Source organism: Catalinimonas alkaloidigena (genome assembly GCF_900100765.1).
In the GTDB taxonomy this organism is placed as follows: Bacteria; Bacteroidota; Bacteroidia; order Cytophagales; family Flexibacteraceae; genus Mooreia; species Mooreia alkaloidigena.
This window is the reverse complement of the sequence record NZ_FNFO01000002.1, coordinates 219,660-237,691: the sequence shown is the minus strand read 5'-3', so window position 1 is coordinate 237,691 and position 18,032 is coordinate 219,660. Positions and strand designations below refer to the sequence as shown.

The window sequence follows — 18,032 nt, the reverse complement described above, 5'->3', positions numbered from 1 at the left end:
CCCCGTCGGCAGTCAACTTCTGCAAACGGCCTTCTTGTTTTCTTGTGCAATTGCCGCCACGCAACTCCTTTATTAAAACCGAATGGTAAACTTGAGTACACGAATGCCCCTTCGCACCGGCATTCGGAGGATGGCCACGGCCCTGCTGTGGCTCGGGCTCGTCGTCACGACCAGCCAGGCCCAATCGCCCGCTGCGTTCCGCAACCACACCCTTCCACCGGAAGAACGGCTGGACGATTTGTTGCACACCCTGACGCTGGAAGAGAAAATTTCTCTCCTGGGCTTTGATGCTCCGGCCGTTCCCCGGCTGGGCCTTCCGGCCTACAACTGGTGGAACGAGGGGCTGCACGGTGTGGCCCGGGCGGGCGAGGCGACGGTCTTTCCTCAGGCGATCGGCCTGGCCGCAACCTTCGACGACAGCCTGATGCGGGAGGTGTCGACCGTGATTTCGACCGAAGCGCGGGCCAAGTACAACTTAGCTACCCGAGCCAACCGGCGCTTGCAGTACCTCGGGCTTACGTTCTGGTCGCCCAACGTGAATCTGTTTCGTGATCCGCGCTGGGGCCGGGGGCAGGAAACCTACGGAGAAGATCCGTTTCTCACGGCCCGGATGGGCGTCGCGTTTGTGCAGGGCCTCCAGGGGAACGATCCTCATTACCTGAAAGCGGCCGCCTGCGCCAAGCATTACGCGGTGCACAGCGGTCCTGAAGCCGACCGCCACCGCTTCAACGCCGAGGTCGACGAAAAAGATCTGCGCGAGACTTACCTCTACGCGTTTCGGAAGCTGGTGGACGCGGGGGTGGAATCGGTCATGTGCGCGTACAACCGGGTGAACGATGAGCCGTGCTGCACCAGCACGACGCTGCTCCAGCGCATCTTGCGTGACGAATGGCATTTCGCCGGGCACGTCGTGACCGACTGCGGGGCCTTGCAGGACATTTACCAGCGGCATCAGGTGATGAACTCACCGGAAGAAGTGGCCGCGGCGGCGATCAAAACCGGCGTCAACCTGGACTGCTCCAACCTGTTGCAATCGGACGTGATGCAAGCGCTTCAGCAAGGGTTGCTGACCGAACAGGACATAGAAGCGGCCCTGCGGCCCACACTACGCACCCAACTGAAACTGGGCTTTTTCGACGCTCCGGAGGCCACGCCGTACGGCACGCTGGGCGCGGACGACATCCATACCGAAGCACACCTGCAACTGGCCCGCCGGGTTGCACAGGAAAGCATGGTGCTGCTCAAGAACGACCAGAACTTGCTGCCCATCAGCGCCGATCGGTACCCGTCCATCATGGTGGCCGGAACGAACGCGACCTCGGCCGATGCTTTGTTGGGCAATTACCACGGCATGTCGTCCCAACTGATCACCTTCGCGGAGGGCATCACCGAGGCGGCCGGACCGGCGGCGGTTGTACAGTACGACCAGGGTTCCGACTATACCGACACCTCGCGCTTCGGCGGCCTGTGGGCGGCGAGTCTCAGCGACCTGACCATTGTGGTATTGGGCCTGACACCCGTGCTGGAAGGCGAAGAAGGCGATGCCTTTCTGGCCCCGCACGGCGGAGACCGGACCGACCTCGACATTCCGGCGGCCCACCTCGCCTACCTGAAAGCCATGCGCCAGCGGCACGACAAACCGATCGTGGCGGTGGTGACGGCCGGAAGCGCGGTCAACATCGCCGCCCTTGAACCGTATGCCGACGCCATCGTGCTGGCCTGGTATCCGGGCGAACAAGGCGGCAGGGCGCTTGCTGATGTCCTCTTCGGCAAGGTATCGCCGGCCGGTCGGCTGCCCGTGACCTTCTACAAAACGCTGGATGCGCTGCCCGCCTACGAAAGCTACGCGATGGAAGGACGCACGTACCGCTACTTCGACGGGGAAGTACAGTATCCGTTCGGGTACGGACTGAGTTACACGACGTTCGCGTACGAAAAGGCCGCGGCGCTTCGGAAATCCTATAAACCGACCGACACGCTGGCCGTAACCGTCACGGTCCGCAATACTGGCGCTTCCGAAGGCGACGAGGTGGTGCAGGCGTACGTGTCGTATCCGACGGGCGAACGGATGCCGCTTCAGGAGTTGAAGGCCTTTCGGCGCGTCACGGTGGAGGCCGGGCAGGCTAGGCAGGTGACGCTCTCCATTCCGGTGGCCGAGCTGCAGAAGTGGAACACGAAAAAACACTGCTGGGAACTCGTCAAAGGCACGTACACCCTGACCCTCGGCAGCCACTCGCGCGACGCCAAGGTGCAGTATACGTTCAAGCTCTAGATCCACACGCCTTCGCGTTCTAACCTACGCCTCTCCCTTTCACTGGCACAATGGTCCGGTGAAGGGGATTTGCTTTTTAGCACCGCGACCGCTTCGCGCGTCGTCACCCGGAAGGTCGTCAAGTATTAACCCAGAAAATAAGGTTCGTGCACTCCTCATCCATCAGCCGTTAGGGGATCGATGGGTGAGGCTTTTTTTAAGCCTGCGCGCCGTGGAGAAGCCACTTTTACGAACGCAGCAACTGGTCGAGGTCAAGCTGATCGAGGTAAGGCAGAACGCGCTGGTACGAGTGGAAGCTTTCGATCCGCGTGATGCCGCCGGCCGTCAGGTCATAGTGCACCTCGGCAAAAAAAGTCTCTAGTCCGTAAAGGTGTTTCCCCTGGTCGTCGCCTTCTTGGGGCAGGCTGGCCAGGTAGGTGCCGTGGTTGTATAACAATTCCGCCTGATCGGCGACATCGAGGTAATCAAATTCCTGGGGCTTCATGAAGGTCGAAGGTAGAAAATAACCGCACAAGGGGCAAGCGTCTTGTTTTACGAAACGTCGGACAAATTTTGCTGCCAGTCCGCCCGCATCTCGTCGAACCGCCGCAGGACACGGGCAATAAACGCCTCGTTCAACAGCGATTTTACCTCGTCCGGGCCGGTCAGGTCCATTTCGCTCACCTTGTAGGTCTGCTCCAGCATCGGCTGTTCAAACTTCAGCAAATACTTGCCGTTCCAGGCGTAGACGGTGATCTGACACTGCGGATGGGCAATTTGTTCGACGATACGCATGCGCTTTTTGCCCGCGAAGGTAGCCAACAGAATCGGTTTGTTCCGCGTATAGGGAGGGGTATCATGACGGAACCATTCGACATTCACGAGGCGGTGCGGCGCTTGCGCCCGGTGGTAGCGGACCTGCCCAAGGCGGCCCTGTTCGACCTGTACGACCAAGGCTTTACTTCTCTGTTCGAGCAACTGGTGGCGTGCATCATCTCGATCCGCACGTTCGACGAAGTCACCACGCCGGTGGCGCAACGGCTGTTTGCCCGGGCCCGCACACCCGAAGCGATGTTGCAACTTACTCCCGCCGACATCGACGCACTGATCGTAGAAAGCACGTACCACGAAGCCAAATCGTACCAGATCCACACCATTGCCCGGCGCATTGTCGAAGACATGGACGGCCACCTGCCTCCCGACTTTGCGGTGCTGACCGACTTCAAAGGCGTAGGGCCGAAATGCGCCAACCTGGCGCTGGGCATCGCCGCCCACCAGCCGCGCATCGGAGTCGATATCCACGTCCACCGCGTGACCAACCGCTGGGGTTACGTTAAGACCACTACGCCCGAAAAGACCCTTCTGGCGCTGGAACAACAACTTCCGGTCGAGTATGCCGTGGAGATCAACCGCTTACTCGTGCCGTTCGGCAAACACGTCTGCACCGGTTCCCTCCCCAGATGCTCGACGTGCCCGCTCGCTTCCCTTTGTGCGAAGGTCGGCGTAACCCGGCACCGGTAAAAAACGAGTGAAGCGTTATAAAGACGAGTGAAGCGTTAAAAAGAGACGAGGCCCCGTATCCTAAGGGTAGCGACGTCTTCCATTCACTCATTCACTCATTCACTCATTCACTCATTCACTCATTCACTCATTCACTCATTCACTCATTCACTCATTCACTCAGGAGGATACGCTGTTCGGGATAGACCGACACGTCGTCAATGTAATAGTAAGCGAGCGGCAGGGCCTTGCGTACGCGGCGGGGGGCGCGGCGCGGCGCCGGTACAGACTGGCTTTTTAATGGTCCATTCGGCGTAAACAGTCCGATCGTCAGCGTTTGCTCTCCCCCTTCGGCTACAAACTGCCCCATCACTTTCACCCACCCTTCGGCTTCGTCCAGAAGCTCATCGGGTGGGCTGCTGACCTGCGGTCGGAAGTCCATCCAGTTCCCCATGCCGACCCGCACGGTGTCGTGCGTGAACAGCATGCCCAACCCCGCTACGGCCAGAGAACGGTAATCGGCGCGACTGACGTGCATCACGGCTACGTACGTGCGCCCCGCCGCCAACGGTGCGGTCAGCCGGACCTGGATAAATTCCCGGTACTCGGGGCGCTGCGGATACCCCACGAAAATGCCCGCGTAGGCTTCGCCGGTGCGGGGCCACGCTTCGCCAGCAAAATTACGCGGCACTCGCAGGCCTTTCTTCCCGCAGAAATGAAACAAGTCGGCGTCGGCCTGGTTGGGACCGATGCCTCGCCAGGGAGTGGCTAACTCCAGCTGGCTGATGGCTCGCGGACAGGCCGTTACTTCCTCGAAACCAGGGTTAGGCACCAGATCCTGCTGTGCCCGGACGGCCCCCCAAAAGAACAGCACGAGTAACGTGGCAAAGATTGACTTTCTCATAAAACGCTTTGCAAGCCCATTCCAAAGGTTTTTAAAAAAATATTCATTTGAATGTCGGGACACGCAACAACTTTTTTTCAGAGGCTTCCGTAATAGGATGTAGAGTAGCTGCAATACACAATTGCACTTTCTATTGGTCTAACCTTAAACACTAATAAAATGGGTATTTTAGTTTGGATACTTCTGGGGCTGGTCGCTGGCGCACTGGCCAAGTGGATCATGCCGGGTAACGATCCGGGCGGCATCATCATTACCATCATCATCGGTATTGTCGGTGCGCTGATCGGCGGCTTTATCGGCCGGGCGCTTGGCCTTGGCGACGTGACGGGTTTCAACATCGGTAGCATTTTGCTGGCCATTGGTGGTGCCCTGGTTCTGCTGTTTATCTACCGCGCCCTGAAGCGTACCTAAGCAAAGATCTTTAAGCTAGTAAAGATAGATGGAAAAGCCTGTTGCCGTGGCAACGGGCTTTTTTTATGCCCGCCCTACAAAACAAAAGGCCTGGATGATTGCTCACCCAGGCCCCTGCGTCACTACAATGATCAATGTGTCTAACCACGATCATTCTCTTTAATGGTACGCCATCGGATCGGTGGCGTTCCCCTGCCGTTCGACAGGAAAGTTCTGGAAAATACGACTTACCTGTTCGCCGGTTTTTGCATCCTGATTTTTGCCGGAGCGATTGGCTTCACCAATGGCCCAACCCTGCCACACCAGCTTGTTGGTGCGGGCGTCGTACAGCTCCACAATCAGCGTACTTTCTTCGTAATTGCGGCTGTACGTGTTGGCATTGCCGCCGTACCACCACATAAACGGGCTGGTGTTTCCGTACGAACGTGTCTCCTGACGGTCTTTCACGTACGTGAAAAACTTCACCAGTACGTCGGGGGTTTCGTCCTCGTGGAATCCCCGGCTGTTCAATTGCGCCTTTACGGCCGTCTCGATACGTGCCTGATTGAACGGGCTGTTTAGTATCGGGTCGAGCGGCGGCACTTTTTCCCCTTCGACCTTCTCCACGATTCTGTAAGTGGAAAAGTCACGCAGGTTGACGCTGCGGTCCCAGTCCGCACTGGCCATGTAGCGCGTGCCGCACGAAGCGAGCAACAGCGCTACGGGCAACAACCATACTAAATTTTTAAGATAACGCATAGTTTGAAAGAAGATTGCTTTTAAAAGTAAACCACAAATGTTTCGCACATTTCTGTTGGAGAACAGGACCGGACCAAGTCCGTTTTCTGCGCCATTCTCGTGCTTACACAACGCCAAAGCTGCAATTTTCGTGCCGTAACCTACCTGTTTTTCAGCGCGTTTTCGCTTCGCTCCAGGGTCGCTCCTCCTCGTGCCTGAATTGTACTATCCCTCTAAACGCTGCCCCCTCCCCACGGCACTGTATCGGCATGCAAAAAATTTATGGGGCGTTTCAAGCGTTTGCACAGATGGGGCAAACGTTTGAAACCTTTGTGTTGGACTAACACAATAATTCATGGGGAAATCCTTAATTTGCCTACTCATTCGATTCTGATTTCACCACACGCATCTATCTTTTTAGCATCATGACCATCATTTCACGCCTGAAACCGCTGCGACACTTTTTGGTAGCGGCCAGCGTTTTGCTGGGAACGGCTGCCTGCGACAACGAACCTGCCGCTGAGCGCCCCAACCAAGTGCTGGTATTTTCGAAAACCGCCGGTTTCTACCACGCTTCCATTCCCCAGGGCATTGCGCTGGTGCAGGCACTGGGGCAAGAGCATGACTTCGGCGTCGACACGACGACCAACGCAGCTAATTTCACGGAAGAAAACCTCAAGAACTACGCGGCGGTCGTGTTTATGAACACCACCGGCGATGTGCTCAACGCAGAGCAGCAGGCCGATTTCGAGCGCTACATCCAGGCAGGCGGCGGTTTTGTGGGAGTCCACTCGGCCACCGATACGGAATACGACTGGCCCTGGTACGGCAAGCTGGTCGGCGCTTATTTCAACGGCCACCCCAACAACCCGAACGTGCAGGACGGCATGGTCGACGTGGTCGATAAAAACTTCGAAGGCATGGGCAATTTCCCGGATCGCTGGGAACACGCCGACGAGTTCTACAACTTCAAAAACATCAACCCCGACATCAAGCCCCTGTTGAAGATGGACGAAAGTTCGTACAACGGCGGCACCAACGGCGACGACCACCCGATGGCGTGGTACCACGAATACGACGGCGGACGCGCCTTCTATACCAACTTCGGCCACACGGACGAGACCTACGCGGAGCCGCTCTACAAAGAGCATTTCTGGGGCGGACTGCACTGGGCCATGGGAGGCGAACAGGCCCCGGCCCTGAATTACGAACAGGTGAAAAGCGAACGCGTACCGGCCGAGAACCGCTTCGAGCGCGAGATGCTGGCGCAAGGCCTGAACGAACCCATCGCGATGGAAATTCTGCCCGACGACCGGATCGTCATCATCGAACGGCGCGGCGACATCAAGATGTACCATCCCGACACCAAGAAGATCAGCGTCATCGCCCACATTCCGGTTTTTAACGGCAAGTACCGCGACAACCGCGACGCCGAAGAAGGCCTTCTGGGCATTGCCCTTTCGCCGAATTACGCGCAGGACCATTACGTCTACCTGTACTACGCACCCGAAGGCGGCGCGGCGCGTAACGTACTGGCGCGCTACACCCTCGAAGGCGACAACCTGGACATGAATTCGAAGGTCGAGATGCTGGAAGTGAAAACGCAGCGCGACGAGTGCTGCCACACCGGCGGTTCCATCGCCTTCGATGCGCAGGGCAATCTGTACCTGTCCACGGGCGACAACACCAACCCGTTCGACAGCAAATCCATGAAGTACAACTCGAACGGGTACGGTCCGATGAACGGCACGCCCGGTCGCGAAGCCTGGGATGCACGCCGCTCGTCGGCCAACACGATGGACCTGCGCGGAAAAGTGATTCGCATCCACCCGGAGGCCGACGGCAGCTACACCATTCCCGACGGCAACCTATTTCCGAAAGATGCGAAAGACGCCCGCCCCGAAATCTACACGATGGGGCACCGCAATCCGTACAAAATCTCGGTCGACCAGAAAAACGGTTACCTCTACTGGGGGGACGTAGGCCCCGACGCCTCGACCGACAGCACCGGTCGCGGACCGCGGGGGTACGACGAACTCAACCAGGCCCGGAAACCCGGCTTCTTCGGCTGGCCGATGTTTGTGGGCAACAACCGCCCGTATAACCATTACGACTACCAGACGGGCGAATCGGGTGAGCCTTACGATCCGAAGAAACCCATCAACGATTCGCCCAACAACACCGGTCGCAAAGAACTGCCGCCTGTCTCGCCTGCTTTCCTCTACTACCCTTACGCCGAATCGCCCGAGTTTCCGATCGTCGGGAAAGGCGGCCGCAACGCCATGGCGGGTCCGGTATTTTACTCGGATCTGTACCAACACACGGAGGGCACGTTCCCGGCCTATTTCGATGGCAAACTGTTTGGGTACGACTGGATTCGGGGCTGGGTGTTGATCGTCACGATGGATGACGAGGGCAACCTGGAAAAGCTGGAGCCGTTCATGGGTTCGACCAAATTCAACAACCCGGTCGACATGAAGTTCGACAAAAATGGCACGCTCTACGTACTGGAATACGGCAACCCGCGCTGGTTTGCCGCCAACGACAACTCCGGCCTGTCGCACATCCGTTACAACGCCGGCAACCGTACGCCGGTGCTGGCCATGAGCGCCGACAAAACCGTAGGAGCTGCGCCGCTGACTGTGCAGTTTAACTCCGAAGGCACGAAAGACTACGACCAAGACGACCTGACGTACGAATGGTATTTTGGCAGTTCGAACGTCGCTTCGACCGAGCCGAATCCGAGCCACACGTTCGACAAGCCGGGGGTCTACAAAGCCATGTTGCAGGTAACCGATGCGCAGGGCGCTACTGCCACGATGGAAAAGGAGATCATGGTGGGCAACGCCCGGCCGGAGGTCACCATCACCGTCCCCAACGGCAACCAGACGTTCTACTGGGACAACCGTTCGCTGGCGTACGACGTGCAGGTGGCTGACAAAGAAGACGGCACCCTGGCCGACGGAAAAATCAACCCCGAAGACGTATACGTCACGGTCAATTATCTCCCGGACGGCTACCAGCCTGTGGCCGAAGGCGAGCAGGAAGAAGAAGCGCTGGGCCACGAGGCCATGATGGCGCAGAGTCAGTTTGCGGTCGGGAAACGCCTGCTGGAAGGCAGCGACTGCCGCGCCTGCCACAGCAACGACCAGAAATCGGTCGGTCCGGCTTACCTGGAGGTAGCCAAGAAATACGACGATAGCGAACAGGCCATCACGTTGCTGGCCAACAAAATCATCAAAGGTGGCTCGGGCGTCTGGGGCGAACAGGCCATGCCGGCCCACCCGCAACTGAGCGTCAGCGATGCTTCGCAGATCGTGCGCTACATCTTCTCGCTCGACCAGCAGGACAACGCGATGGCTCCGTCGAAACCGGCCAAGGGCACGCTGGTGCTGAACGATCATCAGAAGCGCGGCAACGCCGCCACCGGCGATTACGTGATCAGCGCTACCTACACGGACAAGGGTGCTAACCAGATTACCCCGCTGACCGGCAGCAACCAGCTGATCTTGCGCAATCCCAAACTGAAAGCGGCCAGCGCCGACGGGCCCGATAACCTGTTCCTCTACGACGTGCCGGGCATCGGCCAGATCGTGGTCGGGATGGGCGGTGGCTACATGGTCTTTAAAGACATCGACCTGACCGACGTGAACGGCATTACGGTGGGCGTGTCCGCACCGGCCGAACAGACCAAAGGTGGCGACCTGGAACTGCACCTCGACAAGCCCGACAGTCCGGCCATTGTCAAAGCGACGGTCAGCACCACCGAGCAGATGGGCATGCAACAAGTCAACCTGCCGCTTTCCGGCCAGAGTGGCAAGCACGACCTCTACTTCTCGTTTGTCGGCCCGGCCGGGCAAGGCCTCTACGCCGTCTCCACCGTCGAGTTCAAGGTGGGCACCGGCAATACGACGGCCATGCGGTAAACCGCCAGACACAAAACCTACTTAGTAACCAAAATCGCAACGCCGCCGCGGAGTCTCTCTGCGGCGGCGTTGTTTTTAACATTTCATTAACGGACGTTAACGTTTCGTTCACCCACGCACGCAACTGCTCCTCCTAGCTTTGCTGGTGTGAAAAAAGATCCCACTTCGTTCGTATTCGGGCGCCGCAATTACCAACTCCTCTTCCTGGGGCTGGCGCTGCTGATCATCGGCTACGTCGTAATGACGCTCGACCCGGAACCCTATGGCTTTGGCTTCCTGGGCCTGACGCTGGGACCACTCTTGGTCTTGGCGGGCTTCGTGGTGGAGTTCTTCGCGATTATGGTGAAAAAGAAATGAGTGATTGAGTGGATGATAGAATCACTGAATGAATAATAAGCGACCCTCTTCTGTCATCGCCCGTTGCCAAGGGGGCCCCGGCGACCCGACTTGACCATCGTCAGAGATCTCGTTCCAAAACTCGGAGGAGTTCTCACGCTGTTCGAAATGACAAAATGGTGTGCTTATAACCCGTGACTCGCCTCTGCCCTTCGAATCGGCTGTGGCCTGCCACCTTCGACCTGCAACTTTCAACCTCTGATATGAACCTTTCCACTTTCGTGACACGCCACCTCGTTGCTCTTTCCGGCTGGGGCGTGCTGCTGCTGTCCACAGGGGTGTACCTGCTCTCCCTGGAACCGACGGCCTCGTTCTGGGACTGCGGGGAGTTTATCGCCTGTGCGTACAAGTTGCAGGTGCCGCATCCGCCGGGAGCGCCTTTTTTCCTGCTGTTAGGACGGATGTTTTCACTGCTGGCCCTGGGTGACGTGACGCGGGTGGCGTTCTGGGTCAACGTCTTGTCGGCAATGGCGAGCGGACTGACCGTCTTTTTCTTATACGAATCGATTGTGCTGCTGGCGCGGAAGCTGTTGGCGACGCAGCCGGAAGGACGCGCGAAAGACCTGCTGCTGATCGGCAGCGGGGTGGTGGGGAGCCTGGCGTTCGCCTTTACGGATTCGTTCTGGTTTTCGGCGGTGGAGGCGGAAGTGTACGCGCTGTCGTCGTGCTTTACGGCCTTTGTGTTCTGGGCGATGCTGCGCTGGGAAACGAAGGCCGACCAGCCCGGTGCGGACCGCTGGCTCCTGCTGATCGCCTACGCCATCGGACTTTCGCTTGGCGTACACCTGCTGAACCTGCTGGCCATTCCGGCCCTGGCGTTCGTCTACTACTTCAAAAAATTCACTCCGACCCGCATGGGTGTGCTGCTGACGTTGGGTGCGGCCTGCCTGATCCTCGTCGCAGTGTTGTCGGGCATCATGACCGGCCTGCCCAGCCTGGCCGCGCAGGTCGAACTCTTTTTTGTCAATTCCTTGCGGCTGCCGTTCTACTCGGGCGTGCTGGTGGTCGCGCTCGTTGTGCTGGTCGGGTTGGTGTGGGGACTTGTGTGGGCGCAGCGGCACCGGAAGATTTGGGTGCATACCACACTGCTGGCCGTGGTGTTTATCCTGATTGGATACGGCTCCTACGGCATCACGCTCATCCGCGCCCATTACCATCCGCCCATCAACATGAGCGCCCCCGACGATCTGCTGCCCTTCATCTCCTACCTAAAGCGCGAGCAATACGGTGAACGGCCGCTGCTGAAAGGCCCCGATTTCAATGCACCTCTCCTGCGGCAGGAACGTGGTGCGCCCGTCTACGCGAAGAGAAAAGAAAGGTACGAGATTCAGGATTACCGCACCGAGCTGGTCTGGGACCCGAGCCATATGCGCTGGTTCCCCCGGCTGGCCAGCACCGAAAGTCGACACGCCAGTGCCTATCGCCAGTTTTTCGGAATTCCGACGGGACAGGACCTGTCGCAACGCCGCTTCCGGACGGGCGATAACCTGCAATTTTTCTTCCGGTACCAGCTGGGGCACATGTATGGGCGCTATTTCCTCTGGAATTTTGCCGGGCGGGCAGGCGGCGAACAGCACGCGGCGTCACTGTGGCCGTGGGAATGGGGGCTGGATTTGCCGGAGACACTGGCACACGACCGCGCCCGGAATCAGTATTTCGCGCTACCGCTGTTGCTGGGATTGCTGGGCCTGTGGTTTCACTTCCGCCGCCGTGCCCACGATGCCTGGGTGGTCACCCTCCTGTTTTTCTTTACGGGCGTGGCGGTGATCGTCTACCTGAACCAACCGCCAGTGGAACCGCGCGAGCGCGACTACGCCTTTGCCGGGTCGTTCTACGCCTTCGCGATCTGGATCGGGCTGGGGGTGATCGCGCTGGCGCAGCTGATCCAACGCTGGCTGCCCCGCGCTACCCTACGGGCGGGCGTCGCCGGAGCGGTAGGGCTGCTAGTGCCACTGGTACTGCTGGCCGAGAACTGGGACGATCACAACCGCGCCGGACGGTACTACTCGGTCGATTCGGCGCGGAACCTATTAAACTCCTGCGCGCCCCATGCCATCCTGTTTACGGGTGGCGACAACGACACCTATCCGCTGTGGTACGTGCAGTCGGTGGAAGGCTTCCGGACCGACGTGCGCGTCTGTCACCTGAGTCTGCTCGACGTCGATTGGTACGCGAACCAGATGAAAGAGCGGGCGTACCAATCGGCCCCGCTCCCGATTTCCTTTACGCCCGACCAGTTCCAGCGGGGCACAAACGATTACCTTCCCTACGTCGCCCATCCGCAGGCGAAAAACGGCGTCGATCTGGAACAGTACCTCAAGCTGGTGAAAGAAGAACACCCCGCCATTCAGGTCGGGTTGCAGGGCGGAGGCACGGCGAACGTGCTGCCTACCAAGACCCTCCGGCTGGCGGTAAATCGCGACGAAGTCGTCAGCTCCGGTACGTTGCCCGCTTCGGCCGACATTGCCCCCCAACTGGAGATTCAACTCACGCAGAACCACCTGACCAAAGCCGATCTGCTGGTGCTCGACATGATCGCCACCAACCACTGGCAACGCCCGATTTACTTTTCGGCCAGCATGGCGCGCGAGAATTACCTGAACCTGTGGGATTATCTGCAACTGGAAGGCGGGGCGTACCGGCTGGTGCCCGGCACGGCCTCACCGCGCATCGCCCTGGACCCCGTACCGGGTGCGTCCAGCGAAGGTCACGTCGCCGCTGACATCATGTACGACCGGATGATGCACCATTTTTTCTGGCGAAACCTGGACGACGCCACCCGCAACTACGACAGCGAATACCGGCGCAATGCCCTGATTCAGCGGGGAAATTTCCAGCGGCTGGCGACCCAGCTTCTGCAGGAAGGAAAAACGGAACAAGCGCGCGAGGCCATGGTGCGCTGCCTGGAGGTGATGCCCGACGCGGCCCTTCCCTACGATTTTTATTCGGTGCAATTGGTCGCCCCACTCTTGAACGTTGGTGAAGGGGAGCGGGCCACCCACATCGCCACCACCATGAGCCGCCGGGCCGAGGAAGAACTGGCGTATCAGGAGCGCCATCCGGACACCGATGCGATCAATCCGCAATTGCCGCTTTACATCCTCCAGCAACTGGCGCTGGCCTACCAGCAGCACGGCGACGCCACCCAGGCCGAACGCTACCGGCAACTGCTGGAGCGGTACGCGTCGCTGGCGCGGCGCTAATCTATGCGACATTGGTGATTCAGAACGTTTAACCAAGAATGAGAAAGTTACTCCCCCTCCTTTCCTTGTCTCTCAGCCTCACTTCATTCGGGCAATCCAACACCGAACCTTACATACCAGACACGAAGACGGGATGTCTTGTTGTTGCACAAAACTTTTTTCCGTTGGATAGCCTAACCATACGCTGGGACGGAGCATGTAAAAACAAAATGGCCCATGGAATCGGCACGCTAACTTATTTTATAAGCAACAAAGAAGTTGCTACCTACCAAGGCAATGTGGCGAACGGCAGTCCGAACGGTGCAGGAAAATTCTCTTCGCCTAACGGGTTCCGATGGGAAGGGAATTTTGTCAATGGCGTGTTAAATGGCAAAGGCAGGGTGCTGTTTCCGGACAGCACAAAAAAACTCGAAGGCAACTTTTATGATGGTGAAATTTTAGACTTGGAAGAGAAGTACTTACGGGCTCTCAAAAGAAATGTGGTTTCGTCAACCGATAGCACAGCTTTATACACCAACGATCGCAACCAGAACGAGTTATTTTATTATTCACTTATCCCGGAAGGGACCGTGGAGGGAGTGATTGTTTTACTTCCGGGCACCGGGGATAGAGTTGAATACACGCTGAGCAGCACAAAAGAGCTTTGTCAAAACGCATTTGATCACCATCTCGCTGTGATCTCACTATCGCTCAACCAGCGATTGACGCTAAACGACGAGGTGCTACGTTTTATAAATTTAGCGTTCGAAGACGCTATTCGGAATTATAGCGTACCAAAAGACAAATGGATCATCGGTGGATTTTCTATGGGTGGACTTTTCAGTTTACGCTACACTGAATTGTCCGTTCAGGACCGAAGCAAAACCACCGTTATCCCCCTAGCTGCCTTTAGTGTTGACGGACCTACTGACTTAGCGCGTATGTACCATACCTTTGAAGTGGCGTTGGAACGAAGCCCCAACAAAGCTGAACCCACGTACGCGTTGAACGAGTTTAATAAGTACATTGGAGGACCCCCCGAAACAAATAAGGAGAACTACATTTACTTTTCTACTTTTTCACACGCTCAAAAAGATGGCGGGAACGCTGCCTACCTCGCTGACCTTCCTGTCAGAATTTATAACGATGTCGACGTGACTTGGTGGCTAGATAACCGAAATACGGATTTGTACGGGATGAATGCACTAGACCAATCCGCTATGATCCGCTTGCTCAACAGCCTTGGCAATCAAGAAGCCGAGTTCATCAACTCTTTTGGAAAAGGTTATCGACTTGACGGATCGAGACACCCTCATTCATGGAGTATCGTTGACCCCACTGAATTTATTGCATGGATTCAACGCATACTCACTCACTCCCATTAGAAATGCATTGAGTCTGGTGTTCCTTAAAAATTGTACTGTGCCAGATACAGTGTCTGTAGTCAGTCATCATACGGTTTCCCTATATCCTATTCATCTGCGTCCAGGTACTCTTCCCCTTCCTTCGCCTCGTCGAACCGAGCCATCAACTCATCGAGTTTCAGGTAGCGGGATGCCGCCAGATAGGTATCGTCCTTGAAATACGCGAAAATGGCGGTGCGGTCTTTGATCGCTTCGATCACCTCCCGGTAGATGCCCTTGGGCAGCGCCGGACAGCCCTGGCTCCGACCCAGACGACCGTACTTCTTGATCCAGTCTTCGCTGACGTAATCGGCGTTGTGGACGACCACGCCCCGCCGCCGCAGGTTGTCGTTGATGCCCTTTTCCGTGCCGTCCAGCCGCATCGAATAGCCTTTGCTGCCCGTGTAGGTCTCGCCGGTCACATAAAAGCCCAGACTACTCAAATTGGAATTGACCGCATTCCCGAATTTCTCGGCTTTGTCGCCTCCGGTGTTGCGGCCGTGGCTGACGTACGTGTAGAAGAGTACCTTTTTCGTTTCCAGATCGAGGGTGTAGAACCGTTTCTCGCAACTGGATTTGGTAAAGTCGATGATCGACAGCAACGGCCGATCGCTCAAACGTCCTTCCTGTTGCAATCCCCAGAAGCCTATGGCTCCGTAGCGGAATACTTTGTAGTCCAGCTTCAGCTTCTCCAGTTGCAACGCTTCGTAGAGCGTTCGCAACGAATCCTCCAGCGTCACACGGTCGAGCAAACCTCCTTTGGTGGTCGCCTCCATCGTGAGCGAGTCCAGTTCGTGGGTGTCCATCTCGGCCAGTTCTTCTTCCGAAAGCGAGTTGTGAAAAAAGTCTTCCATTTGGCTTTCCAAACGGGCGGCCGTCTCTTCAGGAGTCTCCTGCCGCTCCTGCGTGCAGGCCGAATAACAGAAAGGCACAAGCCACAAAAGCCAGAAACGCATGCGCATAGGAGGTGAGGTGCGGTCTGAGGCCCGGGTCAGACCCTTCTTTTGGTGTTACTGATAGATGGCCGGACCAGCCACGGCGAGATGACGACGTTTTTAACGGAATCCGTTGCACATAAGTTTGTTCTTCACTACCCAGTTAGCGTGCTATCATCAACCCCGGCTCTCCCGTCAGGTGACCGGGGAGCCGGGGCCCAGAACTTACTGCTTCAGGAGGCGTTGGGCAGGCTGGCCCTCGACGTGCAGCATGTAGATCCCGGCCGGCAAGTGCGCCACCGAAAGCTGCACCCGTCCTTCAACCCGACGAGAGAGCACCTCCACCCCCAGTACGTTGTAGAGCCGCACGTGCGTCGGACCCGCCGATTCGACCGTCAGTTGCTCCCGCACCGGATTGGGATAAACCTGAAGCGGCGCCACCTCCAGTAGCGCGGCAGCGGGTAGGGGGGCGCGCGCGCCGTCGGGCGCACACCTGCCGGCCGCTTCACCAAAGCCCGTCGGTAGGCCCGGTTCGGTCGTGATGTACACTTTGTCCAGTTGGGTGTTGGGCTCCCGGAACGCAAAGAACAAGGTATAATTGCCAGGCATCAGTTCGGCTCCCGATAGCGGAAGCATGCTCCACTCGTAGGTCTCGCCGTAGGGTAGCCCATTCCACAGGGTCCACTCATTACCATTGCTCACCCAGAAGGAGTTGCTGTTGCTCGTCAGGCCTCGCACGCGGGCATAAAAGTAGAACGTATCGGCCGTGACGACTGTGTAAGGAAAACTCACGTACGAAGGGGTGCCCCCGTTGGGTTGATAGCCATACCCCCCTCGTCTGACCACAAAAGCGCCGTTGGAGGCCTGGGTGCTCCCCGACTGAATGGTCCAGGCACTGCCCACCTGGGCACATTCGGCCTCCAGCCAGAACGACTGCGCGGCGGGTGGGGGCGTCCCGTCCTGGCTGTACTTCAGCACCAGGGCGTTATAGATGTCACCGTCACCTTCTTCGCTCTTGCCGGTGATGAAAATATTTCCATCATGATCCACTATAATGTCATGACCTCGCTCGTCAGAGCCTTCTGTCTCTTCATCGTCTCGTTCAAATGTACTCAGGTAGGTTTTCTCCCAGCGGAAGGTGCCGTCCGCCTCGAAGGAAAGAATCAGGAGATCGTTCTGGGTCGTGGGGTCCGACTTACTCCCCAGGATGTAGACATTCCCGTCTTCATCGAGTGTTACGTCGTACACCGCGATGCTGAAATTGCCAAACTCATCCGTCTCAATCTCTGGCGCATACGTTTCTGTCCATACCGTATTGCCGTCGGTATCGTACTTAATCAGTTCGATCGTGGTTCTTGTGGCATACGACTTATAGCTTTGTCCGTTTTCACCGAGTACGAAGGCAGTTACGGGCCCAGGGTTGCTCCAGCGTTCTGTTCCATCAGACGCCAGCTTGGTCACTCCAAAGCCTGCGATCCAGATGTTACCCGTCATGTCCAGGGCGATGTCGTCTCCCCCGCCCTGGTATTCCCAGCGTTTGTTCCCGTACGTATCGTACTTCAAGGTGACGGCCGAATCCGAAACAGATCTGTAGTCTAAAATGCCCGTCACATGCACGTTACCGGCCTCATCAACGGCAAGCCCCTCCGGACGGTCGCTAGGCATCTGGCTATATACATCAGGCATGCCGTTATAGGATTGCGTCCATAGCTCGGTCCCATTGGGCGCGTACTTGAGGATGACAAGGTCGTTACGCTCCCCATACTCGTCCAGGCTGTCGGTCCGACTGCTCCCGGCAACGTACACATTGCCCATGCCGTCCAGGTCGATATGGGTGCCTATATCCTGGTAGCCAGGTCCGACGTAATGTTGTTCCCACACCAGCGTACCACCGGTCGTGTATTTGAGGGTCGTCAGGTTTCCGCCACTGCCCGTGTGGTCATCGTAGTAGTCGGGCGTTTGGTCACTGACACCGGTAACGTAGAGGTAGCCATGTTGCTCGTCCAGGACCAGAGCGTACGCTTCATCAATGCTGTACTGAACGGAACCGTTATAGTAGCGTTTCCACAATTCGGTTCCGTCGGGCGCCAGTTTGATGATGAGCATATCCACATTACCAGCCCCAAAACTCGGCTTGCCAGGTTCGATTTGGTGGGGGATGTATCCCACAGCATACGTATTACCGTCTCCATCGACGGCGATGTCTTCGATAGAGGCAGTTTTAAGGCCGATGAGGACAAATTGTTCCGCATAGATTCGTTCCCACACGAGGGAGGGCTGGGCAAGGAGCGACCCGCACATGGCGGCGTTCATCACCAGGAAGAGGGCGAAGGAGAAAAGCTTTTTCATAGGAGGAAAGAAGAGTTTTGAGAGAAGCAAAAAAAGATATAAGGGCACTGGCGCACGC

Annotated in this window: 13 protein-coding genes; 7 read left to right on the top strand and 6 right to left on the bottom strand. The window is 57.4% G+C overall.

The window, feature by feature from the left end:
• The first annotated feature begins 103 nt into the window (after window positions 1-103).
• The gene (locus tag BLR44_RS04405; protein WP_218127009.1) at window positions 104-2,272 is read left to right on the top strand and encodes a glycoside hydrolase family 3 N-terminal domain-containing protein; all 2,169 of its coding nucleotides are present in this window, start codon (window positions 104-106) and stop codon (window positions 2,270-2,272) included.
• A gap of 226 nt (window positions 2,273-2,498) precedes the next feature.
• Here BLR44_RS04405 and BLR44_RS04400 read toward each other — a convergent pair whose 3' ends face one another.
• Together BLR44_RS04400 and BLR44_RS04395 are read right to left on the bottom strand one after the other, a co-directional pair.
• The gene (locus BLR44_RS04400) at window positions 2,499-2,756 is read right to left on the bottom strand and encodes a hypothetical protein (protein WP_143017106.1); all 258 of its coding nucleotides are present in this window, start codon (window positions 2,754-2,756) and stop codon (window positions 2,499-2,501) included.
• A 47-nt stretch (window positions 2,757-2,803) separates the two neighbouring features.
• Window positions 2,804-3,046 carry a hypothetical protein gene (locus BLR44_RS04395; protein WP_089680732.1) on the bottom strand — a complete coding sequence of 81 codons (243 nt, stop codon included), beginning with the start codon at window positions 3,044-3,046 and terminating at the stop codon, window positions 2,804-2,806.
• A 63-nt stretch (window positions 3,047-3,109) separates the two neighbouring features.
• Here BLR44_RS04395 and BLR44_RS04390 point away from each other — a divergent pair, with 63 nt between their 5' ends.
• Window positions 3,110-3,772, top strand: coding sequence for an endonuclease III domain-containing protein (locus BLR44_RS04390; protein ID WP_089679667.1), 663 nt, complete (start codon window positions 3,110-3,112; stop codon window positions 3,770-3,772).
• Window positions 3,773-3,923: 151 nt separating this feature from the next.
• Here the strand turns inward: BLR44_RS04390 and BLR44_RS04385 are convergent, their stop codons facing one another.
• The gene (locus BLR44_RS04385; RefSeq protein ID WP_089679665.1) at window positions 3,924-4,655 is read right to left on the bottom strand and encodes a hypothetical protein; all 732 of its coding nucleotides are present in this window, start codon (window positions 4,653-4,655) and stop codon (window positions 3,924-3,926) included.
• A gap of 159 nt (window positions 4,656-4,814) precedes the next feature.
• On the opposite strand from BLR44_RS04385, the gene BLR44_RS04380 reads away from it, so the two are divergent.
• Window positions 4,815-5,066, top strand: a complete 252-nt coding sequence (locus BLR44_RS04380) for a GlsB/YeaQ/YmgE family stress response membrane protein (RefSeq protein ID WP_089679663.1) — start codon at window positions 4,815-4,817, stop codon at window positions 5,064-5,066.
• Window positions 5,067-5,225: 159 nt separating this feature from the next.
• Here BLR44_RS04380 and BLR44_RS04375 read toward each other — a convergent pair whose 3' ends face one another.
• Window positions 5,226-5,804 carry a DUF4136 domain-containing protein gene (locus BLR44_RS04375; RefSeq protein ID WP_089679661.1) on the bottom strand — a complete coding sequence of 193 codons (579 nt, stop codon included), beginning with the start codon at window positions 5,802-5,804 and terminating at the stop codon, window positions 5,226-5,228.
• Between the two features lie 404 nt (window positions 5,805-6,208).
• On the opposite strand from BLR44_RS04375, the gene BLR44_RS04370 reads away from it, so the two are divergent.
• The 4 genes from BLR44_RS04370 (at window position 6,209) to BLR44_RS04355 (ending at window position 14,672) form a co-directional block, all read left to right on the top strand.
• The gene (locus tag BLR44_RS04370) at window positions 6,209-9,709 is read left to right on the top strand and encodes a ThuA domain-containing protein (RefSeq protein WP_089679659.1); all 3,501 of its coding nucleotides are present in this window, start codon (window positions 6,209-6,211) and stop codon (window positions 9,707-9,709) included.
• A gap of 147 nt (window positions 9,710-9,856) precedes the next feature.
• A complete protein-coding gene (locus tag BLR44_RS04365; protein ID WP_089679657.1) occupies window positions 9,857-10,066 on the top strand; it encodes a DUF3098 domain-containing protein in 210 nt (69 codons plus the stop codon).
• 242 nt (window positions 10,067-10,308) lie between these two features.
• Window positions 10,309-13,308: a glycosyltransferase family 117 protein gene (locus tag BLR44_RS04360; protein WP_089679655.1), complete on the top strand. Its 3,000-nt coding sequence runs from the start codon at window positions 10,309-10,311 to the stop codon at window positions 13,306-13,308.
• Window positions 13,309-13,346: 38 nt separating this feature from the next.
• Window positions 13,347-14,672 (top strand): MORN repeat-containing protein, encoded by a 1,326-nt coding sequence (locus BLR44_RS04355; RefSeq protein WP_143017105.1) that lies wholly within the window; start codon window positions 13,347-13,349, stop codon window positions 14,670-14,672.
• Between the two features lie 86 nt (window positions 14,673-14,758).
• Here BLR44_RS04355 and BLR44_RS04350 read toward each other — a convergent pair whose 3' ends face one another.
• A complete protein-coding gene (locus BLR44_RS04350; protein WP_176955893.1) occupies window positions 14,759-15,646 on the bottom strand; it encodes a murein L,D-transpeptidase catalytic domain family protein in 888 nt (295 codons plus the stop codon).
• A 204-nt stretch (window positions 15,647-15,850) separates the two neighbouring features.
• The gene (locus BLR44_RS04345) at window positions 15,851-17,974 is read right to left on the bottom strand and encodes an SBBP repeat-containing protein (RefSeq protein ID WP_089679648.1); all 2,124 of its coding nucleotides are present in this window, start codon (window positions 17,972-17,974) and stop codon (window positions 15,851-15,853) included.
• Window positions 17,975-18,032 lie beyond the last annotated feature (58 nt).